Genomic DNA, 17656 nt, shown 5'->3' on the forward strand with positions numbered 1-17656 from the left:
ATTATCCTTTCGGGGCCGTGAGGCCGAAGTTCTCAAGCGCCTTGGCGGCGGTGGCGGCCCATTCCTCGCGCAGTTCCGCATTGGTGGCGCTGCGCAACCCGTAGGCCTCCAACTGGGTGGCGCGGGTCGACACGTCCTTGCCGAAACTCGCGGCCACGCGGGGCCACCAATAGTCAACCGAAGCCTGACGGTTGTCCGCAGACATGCGTTCCAGACCCTCGGCGGCCAGTTCGGCGTGACGCGCCTCGACCGGTGCGATTTCGCGGAAGGCTTCGGCCAGCGGGGCGTAGGAGACCTGGGTGAACTCCTTCATCTGTACGCCCACGGCGAGACCCATCAGCAGGTTCATCACCACCGCATCGGACCAGCCCGCCAGCGGGTAGTTGAACACCGCGAGGCGCATGTCGCCCTCAGTCCGGTTGGTGCCGATGTCGGCGTCGCGGGGCAGGCGGTCGGCCCAGGGGTGATGGTTGGCGTATTTTTCGGTATTGGCACCGAATTCGCCCATGATCTTCAATACTTTGTCGGCATTGTCGGTCTTTTCCATCACGATCTTGGCCGCCGCGATACGTTCCTTGATGCCGGGGCCTGCGTTGATCACGTCGGCAAAGCCGGCGGCGCCCGCCAGTTCGCTGTCAACGAAAGTGGCCATCAGGCGCATCAGTTCGGCGCGGTAGCGCGCGGGCACGTTTGACGGGTTCGTCAGCTTGCCGCCCTGGGCCAGGTAGTCTTCGATCTTCATCTCGGTCATGTCTGTCCCCTTACTGGTCGAAATCGACGGTTACCTTGTCGGACACGGCGAAGCTCTGGCAGGACAGCACATAGCCCTGTTCGACCTCGTAGTCCTCCAGCGCGTGGTTGGCGACCATGTCGACCTCGCCCTCCAGCACCTTGCAGCGGCACGTAGAACAGACCCCGGCCTTGCAGGCGTAGGGCGCGTCCATCTGGTTTTCGAGCGCGGCGTCCAGGATCGAGGTCTGGCCGTCCATGGTCACGGTGCGCGAGCCGCCGTCCAGCGTGATCACCGCCTGCGTGCCCTTGTCGCCCGCCTTCGTGGCCTTGCCCGCCTTCTTCGGCGCGCGGCCCGGCTGGGCCGAGGCGAAGAGCTCGAACTTGATCTGGCTGTCGTCCAGCCCGTGATCTCGCAGCGCCTTGGCGATGCCCAGCATCATCGGCTCCGGCCCGCAGATGAAGGCGGTGTCCACGTGCTGGATGTCGATCCAGTGCTTGAACAGCTGGGCACATTTGTCTTCGTCCACCAGGCCGGTGAACAGGTCGATCTCCTGCGCGTCTGATTCCAGGATGTGGATCACGTTGAACCGGCCCATATAGCGGTTTTTCAGATCCTCCAGCTCCTCGCGGAACATGATCGTGTTCACCGCCTTGTTGGCGTAGACAAGCGTGAACTGGCTGGCGGGTTCCGTGGCCAGGGTGGTCTTGATGATCGACAGCACCGGGGTAATGCCTGACCCACCGGCAAAGCCCAGGTAGTGGCGGTTGGCGGCGGCATCGAGCGGGATGAAGAACGTGCCCATCGGCTCCATAGCTTCCAGCGTGTCGCCCGCTTTCAGCTCTTCATTGGCCCAGGTCGAAAAGGCGCCGTCCTCGACGCGTTTGATGCCGACCTGCAGGATGCCTTCGTCCTTGCCCGCACAGATCGAGTAGCTGCGGCGCAGCTCCTGCCCGTCGAAGTCACGGCGGAAGGTCAGGTATTGGCCCTGGGTGAAATCGAAGGCCTCGGGGGTTTCCGGTTTCAGGGTCACGACCACCGCATCGCGGATGGTCTTGTGAATGTCGGTCACGGTCAGCTTGTGAAAGCGCGCCATGTTGGGTCTCCTCAGATGCACTTGAAATAATCGAAGGGTTCAAGGCAGTCGGTACAGCGCCAGAGTGCCTTGCAGGGGGTCGAGCCGAACTGGCTGGTTTTCTCCAGGTTCTGCCCACCGCAATGGGGGCAGCGTTCGGGGGTGCCTTTCGGCGCGGGGGGCGCGATGCCGAATTTCTCCAGCGCGGCCTTGCCCTTGTCCGACAGCCAGTCGGTGGTCCAGGCGGGGGAAAGCTGCCGGTGCAGGGTGACATCGGTCAGCCCGTGCTTGGCGAGGCCTGCCAGGATATCCTGGTTGATCTGGGTCGTGGCGGGGCAGCCGGAGTAGGTGGGGGTGACGGTGACATTCAGCATGTCGCCTTCCCATTCCACGCCGCGAATGATGCCCAGATCAACCAGCGAAATCACCGGGATCTCGGGGTCGGGCACCTGGTCAAGCCAGTCCCAGACCTGTTGTGTCGATGGGTGTGCCATCGCTCTCCTCCCTTGGGTCGGGGTGACCGGAATTTTCGAAAATTCCGGCCCGTTTTCTTCGAAGAAAACGGTTACCCCTTTACCACTTGGCGCCCGGATAGGCCCGTTGCAGCCATTGCATCGAGGTCAGCAGGTGCCCCAGATGTTCGGTGTGCATGTAGCCGGTGCGGCCACCCTTGTGGGCATAGGGGCTGGCCGGAATGGTCAGCGTCGCCTCGCCCAGCACCCGGCCGACCAGCTCGTCGAACTCGGCGCGCAATGAGGCCGGATCGGGCGCGATGCCCGCCTCGACCATGGCCGCGTCGACCTCGTCGCTTTCGAACATCTCGCCCACATAGGGCCAGAGGTATTCGAGCGCGGCCTGCATGCGGGCATGGCTTTCCTCGGTGCCGTCGCCCAGACCCACCACCGTGTCGCCGGAGCGCTCCACGTGATAGGCGGCTTCTTTCGAGGCCTTCTCGGCAATATCCGCGACGCGCTTGTCGGACGATTTCATCAACCGGCCCAGCATGGTCACGTTCCAGGCGTCAAACAGGAATTGGCGCATCATGGTCTGGCCGAAATCGCCATTGGGCAGCTCGACCAGCAACACGTTGCGGAAATCCCAGGCGTCGCGCAGGAAGGCCAGGTCATCGGCCGAGCGGTCCTTGCCCTCGACCTCACCGGCCAGGCCCAGCCACAGCTGCGTCTGCCCGATCAGGTCCAGCGCCGTGTTTGCCAGCGCGATGTCCTCTTCCAGGATGGGCGAGTGACCGCACCATTCCGATACGCGGTGGCCGAGCACGAGGGTATTGTCCCCCATGCGCAGCAGAAACTGAAACAGGGCGTCCATTACATGCTCCCCACTTCTTCGGGAATGTCGAAGAAGGTCGGGTGGCGATAGACCTTGGTGTTCGACGGCTCGTAAAGCGGGCCTTTTTCCTCGGGCGAGGAGGCGGCGATGTGCTTGGCTTCGACCGCCCAGATCGACACGCCTTCGTTGCGGCGGGTGTAGACGTCACGCGCGTTCTTGATCGCCATTTCGGCGTCCGGGGCGTGCAGGCTGCCCACGTGACGGTGGCTCATGCCGTGCTGACCGCGGATGAAGATTTCCCACAGGGGCCATTCGTTGCTCATGTTCTCTCTCCCTTACTCGGCAGCGTGTTTGCGTGCGGCTTTCTTGCGGGCGTGAGCCATCAGGCCGTCACGCACCCAGGCGCCATCTTCCCAGGCCTTCACCCGGTCTTTCATGCGATCGACGTTGCAGGGGCCGTTGCCCTTGATCACGTCGAAGAACTCGGTCCAGTCGGGATCCGAGAAGTCGTAATGCCCGCGTTCCTCGTTCCACTTGATGCCGGGATCCGGCAGGTCGAGGCCGAGGTATTCGATCTGCGGCACGGTCTGGTCGACGAATTGCTGGCGCAGCTCGTCATTCGACTTCACCTTGATCTTCCAGGCCATCGACTGTTCCGAGTGGGTCGATTCACTGTCATTCGGGCCGAACATCATGATCGCAGGGAACCACAGGCGGTTGACCGCGTCCTGGGCCTGTTGCTTCTGCTCGGGCGTGCCGAAGGCCATCTGCATGATCGCGTGATAGCCCTGCCGGGCGTGGAAGCTTTCTTCCTTGCAGATGCGGATCATGGCACGCGAGTAGGGACCGTAGGAGGTCCGTTGCAGCGCCACTTGGTTGACGATGGCCGCGCCGTCGACCAGCCAGCCGACCGCGCCGATATCGGCCCAGTTCAGGGTGGGGTAGTTGAAGATCGAGGAGTATTTCATCCGACCTTCGTGCAGCAGCTTGACCAGCTCGTCGCGGCTTTCGCCCAGGGTCTCGGCGGCGGAATAGAGGTACAGGCCATGGCCCGCTTCATCCTGCACCTTTGCCAGCAGGATCGCCTTGCGTTCCAGCGTGGGCGCGCGGGTGATCCAGTTGCCTTCGGGCAGCTGACCGACGACCTCGCTATGTGCGTGCTGGCCGATCTGGCGGATCAGCGTGGCGCGGTAGTCATCGGGCATCCAGTCCTTGGGTTCGATCTTTTCGCCGCGGTCGATGCGGTCCTGGAACTCGCGTTCCTGATCCGTCATCTCCTCGCGGGTCTTCACGCCGGAGCGTGCCGTCTTGATCATCTGTGCATACATGTCAGACCCTTTCCAGAATGAGTGCAACGCCCTGGCCCACGCCTACACACATGGTGCAGAGCGCGTATTTCCCGCCGGTGCGTTTCAATTGATAGGCGGCCGTCATGACCAGGCGCGCGCCGGACATGCCCAGCGGGTGACCCAGGGCGATGGCGCCGCCATTGGGGTTCACGCGGGGATCGTCGTCGGCGACGCCCAGCTCGCGCAGGGTGGCAAGGCCCTGGGCGGCGAAGGCTTCGTTCAGTTCGATCACATCCATCTGCTCGATGCTCAGCCCGGCCTTTGCCAGCGCCTTGCGGGCGGCGGGCACGGGGCCGATGCCCATGATGCGGGGCGGCACGCCGGCGGCGGCCATGGTAACCACGCGGGCCATCGGGGTGAGGTCGTTCTTGTCGACCGCTGCGTCCGAGGCGACCAGCATGGCGGCGGCGCCATCGTTCACGCCCGAGGCATTGCCGGCGGTGACCGTCAGCTTCGGACCGTTGACGCCCTTCAGCTTGCCCAGCTTCTCGACGCTCGTGCCGGGTCGCGGGTGTTCGTCGGTGTCGACGATGATCGGATCGCCCTTGCGCTGCGGCACGGTGACCGGGGCGATCTCCTCGGCGAAGTAACCGGCGTGTTGTGCGGCCTGCCAGCGGTCTTGCGAGCGCACCGCGAAAGCGTCCTGATCGGCGCGGTTCACGCCGTAATCCTCGGCCACGTTATCGGCGGTCTCGGGCATCGAATGGGTGCCGTAATCCTCGTCCATCTTCGGGTTCACGAAGCGCCAGCCGATTGTGGTGTCATGGACAGCGTTGGCGCGGGTAAAGGCCGTAGTCGCCTTGGGCATGACGAAGGGCGCACGGCTCATGCTTTCCACACCGCCGGCGATGCAGAGGTCATAATCCCCGGCTTTCACCCCGCGCGCAGCCATGCCGACCGCATCCATTCCGCTGGCGCAGAGCCGGTTCACCGTGGTGCCCGGAACGTCAACCGGCAGACCCGCCAGCAGCGCGGCCATGCGGGCCACGTTGCGGTTGTCTTCGCCCGCCTGGTTGGCGTCGCCATAGATCACGTCGTCGATGGATGTCCAGTCCACGCCCGGGTTGCGCTCCATCAGTGCCTTGATCGGAAGCGCGGCCAGGTCGTCGGTGCGGATGGATGACAGCGCCCCGCCGTAACGCCCGATGGGCGTGCGGACGGCGTCGCAGATGAATGCGTTCATGTGGTCCTCCCTTACGGGTCGGGGCGAACAAACCCGACCGCATGGTCAGCAATAATCATGCCTGTGATTCGGCGCAAGAGATTTGTTACAAAAACTGGAACGCGAGCAGTTTTCTGTAACTTGACCTTTTCGGCGGGTTGAGCTTGGTGGCAAACATTCCCAAAATGCAAAAAGGTGGTTTCGCAAAACGCAACAACGGGTCGTCCTAGGGGATGACTCTTCTTGGGATGGATCATGTCCAGCACTCGTGAGCTGTACGGTATTTTCGCCGACAATCTCCGCATTCTGACGCAGGGGCAGCGGTCTGTTTCCGAGCTGTGCCGCGAGCTGGGGGTGAATCGCACCCAGTTCAACCGGTATCTGAGCGGCCAGGCCAGCCCGCGCCCGGAGGTCCTGCAACGCATCTGCAGCCATTTCGGCGTGGACGCGCGCATTCTGCTGGAGCCGCTGCACCAGCTTTCCGACACGCGGGCCGAAATGATCCAGCCGTTCAACGCGATCTTCGACTATCTCTATCGTGGGCGCGAGCTTTTGGCCCTGCGTAGCCCGCCACCGGAGGGTATCCACCGCTATTGGCAGCGCTCGTCACTGAACAAGGACTGGGTGAACAGCTATACAGTGCGGCTGTTCTGGCATCAGGGCGCGATGATGTTTCGTGCGCTGGAGGATCCGGGACGCGATGGTAACCCGGCCATCCCGGGGCGTCCGGGCCGTGACATTCGCGGCTGGCTGATGGATCAGGACGATGGGATCGTCATGCAGGCCTTTCAGCCTGCGGGCAAACGGCTGAGCTTCAGCTTTCTGTCCTACCCGGCCCTGTCCGACAGCCAGGTCTATCCGGGGCTGGTGATGATTAGCCGTCCGGCCATGCGCCAGGTGACGCGGATTGAACACTGCGCGTTGGAGCTGCTGCCCCAAGGCGGCAAGTTGATGCCCGCTTTGCGCAATCGGGGAGGGCGCTGGACCGACCAGCTGACGGGGGAGCTGCGCTCGGTCCTATCGGGGGCTATCAGCTGAGGCACTCAGCCGGTTGTGTAATCCAGGATTGCCAACCAGACCCAGATCGACAGGATCGACAGGCCCGTGGCCACCAGCACCAGCGTCGCCGCCACCCGTTTGCCGACACCATACATATTGGCAAAGACATAGGTGTTCACCCCCGGCGCCATCGACGCCGACAGCACCGCAGACCGCATTTGGCCCGTGGACAGTGACAGGAGGTTGCCCAGGGTAAAGGTGATCGTGGGGTGCAGGATCAGTGATGTGGCGGCAATAAGGGCCACGATCTTCATGTCGCCTTCGGGCCGGTAGCGCACCAGCACCCCGCCCAGGCCGAACAGGGCGGCAGGCAGGGCGGCGCCCGCCAGCAGGTCCACCGCGTCATTGACCACGCCGGGTACGGTGAGGCCCGACAGGTTCACCGCAAAGCCTGCCACGATGCCGATCACCAGCGGGTTGCGCGCCATGGAGCGCATCACGCTCATCAGGGTCTGGCCCAGACCGACGCCCTCTGCCTTGGCGAACTCCATCGCGGTGACGCCGATCGTGTAGCAGAACGGCGCGTGAAGCGAGATCAGAACGAAGTTCGGCCCCAGAGCCTCCGCCCCATAGGCGCGTTCGGTAATCGGCAGGCCCAGCAGCAGCAGGTTGGAAAACAGCCCGCCAAACCCGATGGCAACAGAGTCCGTCCAGGGCCGTTTGAACAGGTACCGCGCGCCCAGCAGCCCCACGGTGAACCCGGCCGCCGAGCCGGTGTAGAAGCTGATCAGCAGGGCCGGGTCATAGGACGCCGCCAGGTCCAGCCGCGAAATTGCACGAAACAGCAGGACCGGGATGGCGAAGCTTTGCGTGAAGCTCATCAGCGCATCCATGACCTGGCCGGTGAACAGCCTGCGCCACACGGTCACATACCCCGCCGCGATCACCAGAAAGACGGGCAGGATGACCTCGACCAGCGCGCTCATGGCTCAGATATCGTAGCTGATTGTCATGCCGTCATAGGCGGCGGTGACATGGTCCGGCGTCTCGGCCTCGACCCGGGCATGGTCCAGGTCGATGTGCATGTTGGTCAGCACCGCGCGGCGGGTGCCTGATCGCGCGATCCATTCCAGCGACTGTTCCAGATGGGCGTGGGTTGGGTGTGGGGTGTAGCGCAATGCGTCGATCACCCAACAATCCAGCCCCATGAGCGTGGTCCAGGTGTCTTCCGGGATCTCGTTCACATCCGGCAGGTAGGCCAGGTCGCTCACCCGGAACCCCAGCGAATTGATGCGGCCATGGCCGACCGTGAACGGGGTCAGGGTGATCTCCCCTCCTGCGCCCTCGATGGTCACGTCGCCGTCAATCGTGTGCATGTCCAGGATCGGCGGGTAGCTCGACCCTTCGGGCTGCACGAAGGCGTAGCCGAAACGGGCAAACAGCGCGTCCTGGGTGGGCGGGTCGGCCCAGACCGGCAGGCGGGCGCGCTGGTTGTAGACGATCATGCGCAGGTCATCGATCCCGTGCACGTGGTCGGCATGGGCGTGGGTATAGACCACCGCGTCCAGGTTGCCGATGCCCGCGTCCAGAAGCTGCTGGCGCATGTCCGGCGAGGTGTCGATCAGCACGCGGGTGGTGCCTGCGGCCTCCTCACGGGTCACCAGCATCGAACAGCGGCTGCGCCGGTTCTTGGGGTTCGCGGGATCGCAATCGCCCCACTCGCCGCCCAGCCGCGGCACCCCGCCCGAGCTGCCACAGCCCAGGATGGTGAAGGTCAGGCGCCCCATCAGGCAGCCGCCTCATAGGCCGTGACTTTGGAAAACAGCCGATCGAAATTGGCTTGGGTCTGGGCGGCGAAATCGGCGTAGTCCATGCCGAAGACCTCGGCCCCGACCTTGGCCGTGTGCATCGTATAGGCCGGTTCATTTCGCTTGCCACGGAAGGGCGGCGGCGCAAGATAGGGCGCGTCGGTTTCGACCAGGATGCGGTCGATCGGGGCGGCGGCGAAGATGTCGCGCACCTCCTGGCTTTTCGGGAAGGTCGCGATGCCGGACATGGACAGGTAAAAACCCAGATCCACGCAGGTTTTCGCCAATTCCGGGCCGGAGCAATAACAATGCATCACACAGGAATATGCGCCCTTGGCGTGTTCCTCGGACAGGATGCGGGCCATGTCCTCATCCGCCGCGCGGGCGTGGATGATCAGGGGCAGGCCGGTCTGGCGCGCGGCCTCAATATGGATGCGCAGGCTGTCCTTCTGCACCTGCGCGCTTTCGGCGGTGTAGTGGTAATCCAGCCCACTTTCACCGATGCCCACGAATTTCGGATGCTCGGCCAGAGCGACCAGCTCGTCCACGGTGGCAAGCGGTTCCTCGGCGGCGCTCATTGGGTGGGTGCCTCCGGCAAAGAAGACAGGTGCGTGGGCCTCGGCGATGGCCTGCACCTGCGGGATGTTGCGCAGGCGGGTGCAGATCGTGACCATGCGCGTCACGCCGTTCTCGGCCGCATTGGCGATGATCTGATCCAGCTGGCCCTCGAAATCCGGGAAGTCCAGGTGACAGTGGCTATCAGTGATTTGGGGAATGCTCATGGCCGCCTCATCGGGCGGCAACTGCGTCCGCCGTTTCATTGATCCTGAAGACCATATCAAGGATGAGCGCAGAAGGGTCAAGGTTCACCGCACGGCCATGCTGGGCGGCGGCGGACAGCTCCTGTTGTGTCGTGGCCCAGGCGCGGGCGGCGGGACCGCCGGGCGACAGGCGGGACAGGATCGCAGCCTCGTTCGGCGCGGCTTCGGCGGCGGGGGGCAGACCGGCGCCGGTGCGGGCCAAGCGGGTCAGGAACAGGTCGAAAAGATGCAGGATCAGGTCATAACGATCCGCGTTCGCCGCACCGGTCGCCTGCGTAGAAAGCTTCAACGCGCGGGGTCGGTCATAACGCGGTGCCTCGGCAAAGGTCGCGCAGATTTCACCATAGAGCCCCAGCCCATCCAGATGGGTCAGTGTCAGCGCCTCACCCACCGACCCTGCGGCCAGCTGACCCAGGGCATCGGTCTGGATGTCGCCCTCGGCTCCGGCGGCGGCCAGCGCCTGGGTCAGAACGTCCGGTGGCAATGGGGCCAGACGCAGTTCGCGGCAGCGCGAGCGGATGGTGGGCAGAAGCCGCGTGGGCTGGTGCGAGATCAGCAGAAACACGGCCCCCTCGGGCGGTTCCTCCAACAGTTTCAGGATCGCGTTGGCGGCGTTTGTGTTCAGCTCATCCGCGGAGTCGACGATGACCACACGCCGCCCGCCGTCCGAGGCTGACATGTGCAGAAAACCCTTGAGTTTGCGGGTCTCGTCGACGCGGATGTCCTGGGAAAGCTTGTCGCCCTTGTCGTTCGGCCCACGGCGCAGCAGGAACAACCCGGGTTCGGACAGCGCCATCAGGCGACGCGCCACCGGGTGTTCGGGGTCGATATCCAGGGTCGATGGCGGTTCGGGCGCGAACATGCCGCCATCATCGGGCGGGGTCGCCAGCAGAAATCGCGCAAGCCGCCAGGCGAGCGTCGCCTTGCCCACGCCACGCGGGCCGGTGATCAACCAGGCGTGATGCAGGCGACCGGAGGTGTAGGCCTCCAGAAAACGGCCCTCGGCCTCGGATTGGCCCAGCAGGTTTTCGGTTTCCCGTGGGTGTGGGGCGCCTTCAACACGGTCCGGTTCCGGCAGGTCGGCAGGGTCGCTCATGACATGCGGGTCCGGGCGATATGGGCGACGTCCTTGGCGACCTCGTCAATCGAGCGCGCCCCGTCCACCACGACGCAGCGGTCGGCAAACTCCAGCGCCAGGTCCAGGAAGCCTTCGCGCATCTTCGCCTGCAGCTCGGCGCCGAAATCCTCAAACCGTTCCTCGGTGCCGCCACGCCCTTTTGCACGGGCGTGGCCGGTGTTCGGGTCCATGTCGATGATGAAGGTCAGATCCGGTTCGCGCCCGATCATGAGGTCATGAAGTGCGTCCACCTGGGCGCGCTTGTTGCCGGAACGGCTGCCCTGGTAAATCCGCGTGGAATCCGCAAACCGGTCACAGATCACCGTCTTGCCCTCCGCTAGGGCCGGTTCGATCAGCCGTTCCAGATGGTCGCGCCGCGCAGCGGTAAACAGCAGCAGTTCCGTCTCGGCCGACCAACGGTCCGGGTCGCCTTCCAGCACAAGGGCGCGGATTTCCTCGGCCCCCGGGCTGCCGCCCGGCTCGCGGGTGTGGATCACGTTGTGGCCTTCTGCGCGCAGGGTTTCGGCCAGCAGGCGCGCCTGGGTCGATTTGCCCGACCCGTCGATGCCCTCGAAGGTAATGAACAGCCCGTCCTGCATCAGTTGGTGGCCGCCTCGGGCGCAGCGCCTGTGCTTCCGCCCTGGATCATGCCGATGACCTTGCCGGCAGCCGCTTGTAGGCGCGGCACGAACCCTGCCTTGCCCACGGCGGCCTCGGCATAAAGCGGCACGGTCATTTCCGGCAGCCCATCGCGGGCGATGATCATTTGGCCCAGTTCCTGACCTTCGGTGATCGGCGCCTCGATGGGGCCGTTCCAGGTCACCTTGGCCTCGATCCCGTCACGCTGCATCGCGGGGACCAGCATTTCAATGTCAGCCCCGGGGACCAGGCCAACGCTTGGGGCGTCGCCCAGCCAAACCTCGGCCTCGGCCACACGTTCGCCCGCCTTCACGGGCGTGCGCATGGCGAACTGGCGGAAAGCCCAGTTGACCACGGCCTCGCTCTCCTCGGCGCGAGCGGATTCGCTGTCCAGCCCCGAGATCACGAAGACGACGCGGCGTTTACCCTGAAGGGCTGAGCCGACCAGGCCGTAGCCCGCCTCCTGTGTGTGGCCCGTCTTCAACCCGTCCGCGCCGATGCCCAACCGCAAAAGCGGGTTGCGGTTGCGGCGGTTGTCGGGCGCACGGCCATCGAACAGGAACTCAGTCTGGCTGAAATAGGGGTAGTACTGCGGGAATTCGGTGATCAGGCGGCTGGCGAGGATTGCCAGATCCTCCATCGACATGCGCTGCGCCGGGTGCGGCCAGCCGGAGGAGTTACCAAACGAGCTGTTCATCATGCCCAGGGCCTCGGCGCGTTCGGTCATCATGCGGGCAAAGGCGTCCTCGGTGCCGCCGAGGGCCTCGGCTACGACCACACAGGCGTCATTGCCCGATTGCACGATGATGCCCTGGATCAGTTCCTCGACCGTGGGACGGTCGGTGGTGTTCAGGAACATGGTCGAGCCGCCCATCGCCTGGGCCCGGTCCGACACGCCGAACTGCGTGTCCATCTGTACGCGCCCGTCCGCCAGTGCCTCGAACAGCATGTTCAGCGTCATCAGCTTGGACATGGAGGCTGGCGGCAGAGGCACGTCGGCCTCTTTCTCGAACAGGACCGTGCCGGTGGTCACGTCCAAGACGAAGGCCGAGCTGGCGCGGGTCTCGAATGCGTGGGCGGGAACGGCCAAGACGGCCGCGAAGGCGGCGGCTAGAAGGGCAAGACGGCGCATGTGGGGCGTCCTTTCCGGCTCAGTGGGTCACGTAGTAGGCATCGGCAAAGCCCAATGCCTTGATCTTCTTCAGAAGGGCAGCACGTTCGCTGGCCGAGGTGGCCGGGCCGACCACGACGCGCCAGAAGGACTTGCCTGCGGAGCTGCCGGGCTTGATGGTCGGAACCATCCCGGCGCGGCGCAGGCTTTCGGCGGTGTTGGCGGCGTTGCCCTCGACGCTGAAAATGCCGATCTGGATGAAGGGTTTGGCCAAGCCGGACGCAACCGGCGCGCGCGGGGCAGGGGCGGCGGGCGGCGGTGTCTCGACTGCGGCGGTGGTGGCACCGGTTCCGGTGGCGGCCTCGACTTCGTCCAGAGCCGCGGCAGCGGCGGCGATCGGGTTCGTCTCAACCTCGCCGGTGTCGTCCAACGTTTCTGCCGCGATCTCCTCCGCCGGTTCCAGCGGATCATTTCCTGCGGTGGGATCCTGTTCAGCAGTCGGATCTGGCACCTCTTCGCGACGAAGGGCGGTCACGTTCAGCGTGACCGGCGATCCCGCCAGCATGCCCAGCGCGTCGGCAGCATCCGAGCTGACCTGGAAGCGCGGCCCGGGCACCTCGCGTTCGCGACGGAACAGGGCGCCGATGACAAACTTGCCGTTGGCCTCATTGCGGATGATGACGCGTTCGGGGTCCTGAGCCTCCGGGTGGGCCACCCAGACGCCGCCAAGGCTGGGACGCCCGTCCCACAGTCCGTTCTCGGTGATCTGAAAGACCTCAGGTGCTTCGACATCTCGTTCGACCAGCCGCGTTTCGCCCCCGGCCCGCGGCGCGGTTTCCCCTCCGCCGCCTTGCAGAAAACCGGGCATCTGCCCAGGTTCGCATGCCGAAAGAACTACCGCGCTGCCCAGAAGTAGCGCCACTGCCTGCGTGGTCCTGCGTTTCATGTCATGCCCCTTGAACCCAACTGCCCTGTTCGGGGCTTCCACCCCTTGTTGCGCGCAGTCTAGCGAGCCGCTACGCCCCTGAAAAGGCCGCGCCGTGCATTCGGCACAAATCAGCCCGCATTTCGCCCTTTCAAAATCCCGCGACCCGGGCTAACCCTGTGCGAATGCGGCCCGCACCCCCGGAGGAGTGGCAGAGTGGTCGAATGCACCGGTCTTGAAAACCGGCGAGGGTGAAAGTCCTCCGTGGGTTCGAATCCCACCTCCTCCGCCAAAAACGTACCTAAAAATCAATGAAAGACAGTAAGGTGTAGGATTCCTTGGCGACGTCGGCCCGCTTCGCATCCCCATAGGCGTTCGTGCTTGCAGGGCATGACATGCACTCACTGAAACCTCAAAAACTCTACACTCCGTGCCGAACTGCGCACTTTTGATCGCAGCGAGGTGGTCCATGAAAGCACGATCATCGAGAACGGCAACTGGACACTGGTCCGGGAGAACAACTGCCAATGCTTTCAGCCATGTCCATATAGGAATGCGCAAGGCCCTCAGCTGTGGGCATGGGGCAGGGGCGCGCTTGCGGTTGAACAAGACCGGCGGCTTTGACGATGGTATTGATGAAGTTGAAGATCCCGACGACTTCAACGGTTTCGTAGAGTGCGGCTTGGCTCCAGCCAGCGCTCAAGGCTGCCTTGAATGCGCGATCCAGCTCTCCGCTATCGCCCACGATCAGGCGGCGTGCATATTCCGCCAGCGGTTCGACGTCGACATTGGGCTGGGCGTTTGGGGCTGTCAAAACCTCGGCGAATAAGGAGTGGTAGAAGGCGCAATAGGCGACATCATTCTGCTGCGAAACGATGGCCGCAATCGTTTCACGCTGCCCCCGCGACAGCTCTCCATCGGCGCACATGATACTATTGAGCAGGTGGAGCAGCGGCTTGGAGTTCCGGGGAAAGGCCCTCAAGACCTCGGTCAGTCCGCTGTTTGGCGTAAGTCCTTCAAAATGTGCCATGCCCGTCCCCTGTTCGCCCACGAACCATCCAGTTAAGGATAGGAACAAAAGGGTAGCACAAAGCGGCGCCCCTTTGCGTTCAAAAATCCCAGTCTTCGTCTTCCGTGGCCACCGCCTTGCCGATGACATAAGACGAGCCCGAGCCCGAGAAGAAATCATGGTTCTCGCTGTCGGGGCTGAGCGCGGCCAGGATTGCCGGGTTTACCTCGGAGACTTCGGGCGGGAACAACGCCTCGAACCCGAGGTTCTGCAAGGCCTTGTTGGCGTTATAATGCAGGAAGACTTTGACATCCTCGGTCAGGCCGATCTCGTCATAAAGCTCTTCGGTATACTGGTTCTCGATGCCGTATAGCTCGAACATCAGCGAGAAGGCATAGTCCTTCAACTCCTGCTGTTCGGCCTCTGACAGTTTTTCATAGCCGCGTTGGAACTTGTAGCCGATGTAATAGCCATGCACCGCCTCGTCGCGGATGATCAGGCGGATGAGGTCAGCGGTGTTGGTCAGCTTGGCGCGCGAGGACCAGTACATTGGCAGGTAGAAGCCGGAATAGAACAGGAAGCTTTCCAGGAAGACGCTGGCGATCTTGCGCTTCAAGGGATCGTTGCCCGGCGCATAGGTGTCCAGGATCGCGCGGGCCTTGGCTTGCAGATGCGGGTTTTCGTCGGCCCAGCGGAAGGCCTCGTCGATTTCCTTGGTCGAGCAGAGCGTCGAGAAAATTGACGAATAGCTGCGCGCGTGCACCGCCTCCATGAACGCGATGTTGGTCAGAACGGCCTCTTCATGCTGGGTCACCGCGTCGGGCATCAGGGACGGCGCGCCGACCGTGTTCTGGATCGTGTCGAGAAGCGTGAGGCCCGTGAACACGCGAATGGTCAGTTCCTTTTCGTGGTCCGTCAGCGTGGCCCAGCTGGGAATGTCATTGGAAAGCGGGACCTTTTCCGGCAGCCAGAAATTCACCGTTAGGCGGTTCCAGACCTCCAAGTCTTTATCGTCGTCCAGGCGGTTCCAATTGATCGCGCGCGGGACCGTGGTGGTGGGCATGTCTTTCATGGGTTCTCTCCGATCAAAGCGCGATTACAGCGTGCAAGACACGCAGCCCTGAACCTCGGTGCCCTCCAGGGCCTCCTGGCGCAGGCGCACGTAGTAGATGGTCTTGATGCCTTTCTTCCAGGCATAGATCTGGGCCTTGTTGATATCCCGCGTGGTCGCTTCGGCCGGGAAGAACAGGGTCAGGGACAGCCCCTGGTCCACATGTTCCGTGGCCGCCGCATAGGTGTCGATCAGCGCCTCTGGACCGATCTCATAGGCGTCGCGGTAATAGTCCAGGTTGTCATTGTCCATGAAGGCGGCCGGGTAATAGACGCGGCCGATCTTGCCTTCCTTGCGGATTTCGATCTTCGACACGATCGGGTGGATCGAGCTGGTCGAGTTGTTGATATAGCTGATCGACCCGGTCGGAGGCACCGCCTGCAGGTTGCGGTTATAGATCCCGTGTTTCATCACGTCCGCCTTCAGCGACGCCCAATCGGCGCGGGTCGGCAGGTCGACCCCGTCAAACAGATGCTGGACGGTCTCGCTTTCGGGCAGCCAGTCGCGGGTGGTGTACTTGTCGAAGAAGGTGCCGGAGGCATAGTCGGATTTCTCGAACCCCTTGAACGCCTCACCCTTCTCCTGTGCCAACTCACAGGAGGTACGGATCGCGTGAAAGGCTACGGCAGCGAAGTAGACGGAGGTGAATTCCACCCCCTCTGGACTGCCATAATGCACCCGTTCGCGTGCCAGATACCCATGCAGGTTCATCTGCCCCAGCCCGACCGCGTGGCTTTCGTCATTGCCGCGCCGCACGGACGGCACGCTGTCGATCGCCGACATTTCCGACACCGCCGTCAGCGACCGGATCGCCGCCCCCACGGTCTGGCCCAGATCCTTGCCATCCATGGTCTTGGCGATGTTCAGCGATCCCAGGTTGCAGGAGATATCCGTGCCCAGGTGGGCATAACTCAGGTCGTCATTGAACTCGGATGCCGTGTTCACCTGCAGGATTTCCGAACACAGGTTCGACATGTTGATGCGCCCGTCCACCGGGTTCATGCGGTTCACTGTGTCCTCGAACATCACGTAGGGGTAGCCGCTCTCGAACTGGATTTCCGCGATCGTCTGGAAGAAGGCGCGCGCGTTCACCTTGGACTTGCGAATGCGCTTGTCCTCGACCATTTCGTGATACTTTTCCGAGACCGAGATTTCCGAGAAGGGCACGCCATAGACCCGCTCCACGTCATGGGGCGAGAACAGGTACATGTCCGCGTTCTTCTTGGCCAGTTCGAAGGTGACATCCGGGATCACCACGCCCAGGCTCAGTGTCTTGATGCGGATTTTTTCGTCGGCGTTTTCGCGCTTGGTGTCCAGAAAGCGCATGATGTCAGGGTGGTGGGCGTTCAGATAGACTGCGCCTGCGCCCTGGCGCGCGCCCAGCTGGTTGGCGTAGGAAAAGCTGTCTTCCAGAAGCTTCATCACCGGAATGACGCCGGAGGATTGGTTCTCGATCCCTTTGATCGGTGCGCCGTGCTCACGAATGTTCGTGAGCAGAAGCGCCACGCCGCCGCCGCGCTTGGACAGCTGCAGCGCCGAGTTGATGCCCCGCCCGATGCTTTCCATGTTGTCTTCCAACCGAAGCAGGAAGCAGGAAATCAGCTCGCCGCGTGACGCTTTGCCTGCGTTCAGGAAGGTGGGCGTCGCGGGCTGGAACCGGCCCGACAGCATCTCGTCCATGAAGGACATGGCAAGGTCTTCGTCCCCACGCGCCAGGCACAGCGCGGTCATCACGACGCGGTCTTCATAGCGCTCCAGATAGCGCTGCCCGTCGCGGGTCTTCAGCGTGTAGGACGTGTAATACTTGAAGGCGCCCAGGAAGGTCGGGAAACGGAATTTCTTGGCATAGGCCGCTTCCCAGATCTTGCGCATGAAGTTCTTGGAATATTGGTCCAGAACCGCGTCTTCGTAATAACCTTCCTCGACCAGATATCCCAGTTTCTCATCCAGCGAATGGAAGAACACGGTGTTCTGGTTCACATGCTGCAGGAAATACTGTCGCGCGGCCATGCGGTCGGCGTCGAAACGGATCTTGCCGTCCCCATCATAGAGGTTCAGCATCGCGTTCAGCGCGTGGTAATCCAGCGTGTTCAGGTCGCTGTCGAGCATAGGTTTTCCCCCAGTTTGGTCAGGCCCTCGCGCACGCGGGCGATGTCGGTTTCGGTGCCCGCAAGCTCGAAGGAATAGAGCTGCGGCACCTGGCATTTCTTTGCGATGATGCGACCCGACAGGGCGTAGGTCGCACCGAAGTTTCGGTTGCCGGTCGCGATCACGCCCACCAGACGCGCGCGGGTGGCAGGATCGTTCAGGAAACGGATCACCTGTTTCGGGACCGCCCCCCGCCCTTCACCGTCCGCATAGGTCGGACAGATCAGAACGAACGGGCCTTCCGGGGCGGGCGTGGGCGCGTCAGGGTCAATCGGAATGCGCGCGGCAGACCATCCCAGCCGCGTCACGAACCGTTCGGTATTGCCCGAACTTGAAGAGTAATAGACCAGCGCCGGGGCTTGGCC

19 protein-coding genes and 1 tRNA gene are annotated in these 17656 nt (G+C 63.3%); 2 read left to right on the top strand and 18 right to left on the bottom strand.

Annotation, left to right across the window (positions count from 1 at the left end):
* Position 1: 1 nt before the first annotated feature.
* From ACO07D_RS10510 to pcaF, 7 genes are all read right to left on the bottom strand, one after another.
* Positions 2-751, bottom strand: a complete 750-nt coding sequence (locus ACO07D_RS10510; protein ID WP_421702890.1) for a Phenylacetic acid catabolic protein — start codon at positions 749-751, stop codon at positions 2-4.
* Positions 752-761: 10 nt separating this feature from the next.
* Positions 762-1826 (bottom strand): 2Fe-2S iron-sulfur cluster-binding protein, encoded by a 1065-nt coding sequence (locus ACO07D_RS10515; RefSeq protein ID WP_421702891.1) that lies wholly within the window; start codon positions 1824-1826, stop codon positions 762-764.
* A gap of 11 nt (positions 1827-1837) precedes the next feature.
* Complete coding sequence (gene paaD, locus ACO07D_RS10520) at positions 1838-2299, bottom strand: 1,2-phenylacetyl-CoA epoxidase subunit PaaD (RefSeq protein WP_421702892.1); 462 nt, start codon at positions 2297-2299, stop codon at positions 1838-1840.
* A gap of 79 nt (positions 2300-2378) precedes the next feature.
* A complete protein-coding gene (paaC, locus tag ACO07D_RS10525) occupies positions 2379-3131 on the bottom strand; it encodes a 1,2-phenylacetyl-CoA epoxidase subunit PaaC (RefSeq protein ID WP_421702893.1) in 753 nt (250 codons plus the stop codon).
* Positions 3131-3415: a 1,2-phenylacetyl-CoA epoxidase subunit PaaB gene (paaB, locus tag ACO07D_RS10530; RefSeq protein WP_421702894.1), complete on the bottom strand. Its 285-nt coding sequence runs from the start codon at positions 3413-3415 to the stop codon at positions 3131-3133. Before paaB ends, paaC begins: the two co-directional genes overlap by 1 nt.
* Before the next feature lie 12 nt (positions 3416-3427).
* Positions 3428-4420 carry a 1,2-phenylacetyl-CoA epoxidase subunit PaaA gene (paaA, locus tag ACO07D_RS10535; protein WP_421702895.1) on the bottom strand — a complete coding sequence of 331 codons (993 nt, stop codon included), beginning with the start codon at positions 4418-4420 and terminating at the stop codon, positions 3428-3430.
* Position 4421: 1 nt separating this feature from the next.
* Positions 4422-5624 (bottom strand): 3-oxoadipyl-CoA thiolase, encoded by a 1203-nt coding sequence (gene pcaF / locus ACO07D_RS10540; protein WP_421702896.1) that lies wholly within the window; start codon positions 5622-5624, stop codon positions 4422-4424.
* 234 nt (positions 5625-5858) lie between these two features.
* Between pcaF and ACO07D_RS10545 the strand changes: the two genes are divergently transcribed.
* Positions 5859-6641, top strand: a complete 783-nt coding sequence (locus ACO07D_RS10545) for a helix-turn-helix domain-containing protein (RefSeq protein ID WP_421702897.1) — start codon at positions 5859-5861, stop codon at positions 6639-6641.
* A 5-nt stretch (positions 6642-6646) separates the two neighbouring features.
* Here ACO07D_RS10545 and ACO07D_RS10550 read toward each other — a convergent pair whose 3' ends face one another.
* The 7 genes from ACO07D_RS10550 to ACO07D_RS10580 are packed head-to-tail and all read right to left on the bottom strand — an operon-like array spanning position 6647 to position 13044.
* Positions 6647-7588 carry an AEC family transporter gene (locus ACO07D_RS10550; protein ID WP_421702898.1) on the bottom strand — a complete coding sequence of 314 codons (942 nt, stop codon included), beginning with the start codon at positions 7586-7588 and terminating at the stop codon, positions 6647-6649.
* A 3-nt stretch (positions 7589-7591) separates the two neighbouring features.
* Positions 7592-8389, bottom strand: coding sequence for an MBL fold metallo-hydrolase (locus ACO07D_RS10555; protein WP_421702899.1), 798 nt, complete (start codon positions 8387-8389; stop codon positions 7592-7594).
* Positions 8389-9192, bottom strand: a complete 804-nt coding sequence (locus ACO07D_RS10560; protein WP_421702900.1) for a TatD family hydrolase — start codon at positions 9190-9192, stop codon at positions 8389-8391. Before ACO07D_RS10560 ends, ACO07D_RS10555 begins: the two co-directional genes overlap by 1 nt.
* 7 nt (positions 9193-9199) lie before the next feature.
* Entirely contained in the window at positions 9200-10327 is a 1128-nt protein-coding gene (locus ACO07D_RS10565; RefSeq protein ID WP_421702901.1) for a DNA polymerase III subunit delta', read from the bottom strand.
* Positions 10324-10947 carry a dTMP kinase gene (gene tmk / locus ACO07D_RS10570; RefSeq protein WP_421702902.1) on the bottom strand — a complete coding sequence of 208 codons (624 nt, stop codon included), beginning with the start codon at positions 10945-10947 and terminating at the stop codon, positions 10324-10326. Before tmk ends, ACO07D_RS10565 begins: the two co-directional genes overlap by 4 nt.
* Positions 10947-12119, bottom strand: a complete 1173-nt coding sequence (locus ACO07D_RS10575; RefSeq protein ID WP_421702903.1) for a D-alanyl-D-alanine carboxypeptidase family protein — start codon at positions 12117-12119, stop codon at positions 10947-10949. Before ACO07D_RS10575 ends, tmk begins: the two co-directional genes overlap by 1 nt.
* A 19-nt stretch (positions 12120-12138) precedes the next feature.
* Positions 12139-13044, bottom strand: coding sequence for an SPOR domain-containing protein (locus ACO07D_RS10580; RefSeq protein WP_421702904.1), 906 nt, complete (start codon positions 13042-13044; stop codon positions 12139-12141).
* Between the two features lie 181 nt (positions 13045-13225).
* On the opposite strand from ACO07D_RS10580, the gene ACO07D_RS10585 reads away from it, so the two are divergent.
* A tRNA-Ser gene (locus ACO07D_RS10585) sits at positions 13226-13315 on the top strand.
* Positions 13316-13504: 189 nt separating this feature from the next.
* Here ACO07D_RS10585 and ACO07D_RS10590 read toward each other — a convergent pair.
* The 4 genes from ACO07D_RS10590 to nrdI all read right to left on the bottom strand — a co-directional run bounded on the left by ACO07D_RS10590 (position 13505) and on the right by nrdI (position 17641).
* Positions 13505-14053 (bottom strand): carboxymuconolactone decarboxylase family protein, encoded by a 549-nt coding sequence (locus tag ACO07D_RS10590; RefSeq protein WP_421702905.1) that lies wholly within the window; start codon positions 14051-14053, stop codon positions 13505-13507.
* Between the two features lie 79 nt (positions 14054-14132).
* On the bottom strand, positions 14133-15104 hold the full coding sequence (gene nrdF, locus ACO07D_RS10595; protein ID WP_421702906.1) for a class 1b ribonucleoside-diphosphate reductase subunit beta: 972 nt from the start codon (positions 15102-15104) through the stop codon (positions 14133-14135).
* A 24-nt stretch (positions 15105-15128) separates the two neighbouring features.
* Complete coding sequence (gene nrdE / locus ACO07D_RS10600; protein ID WP_421702907.1) at positions 15129-17252, bottom strand: class 1b ribonucleoside-diphosphate reductase subunit alpha; 2124 nt, start codon at positions 17250-17252, stop codon at positions 15129-15131.
* Positions 17234-17641, bottom strand: coding sequence for a class Ib ribonucleoside-diphosphate reductase assembly flavoprotein NrdI (gene nrdI / locus ACO07D_RS10605; protein ID WP_421705020.1), 408 nt, complete (start codon positions 17639-17641; stop codon positions 17234-17236). The genes nrdE and nrdI overlap by 19 nt, the downstream gene beginning before the upstream one ends.
* Positions 17642-17656 lie beyond the last annotated feature (15 nt).

This window comes from Aliiroseovarius sp. (assembly GCF_965228805.1).
GTDB lineage: Bacteria > Pseudomonadota > Alphaproteobacteria > Rhodobacterales > Rhodobacteraceae > JASBTN01.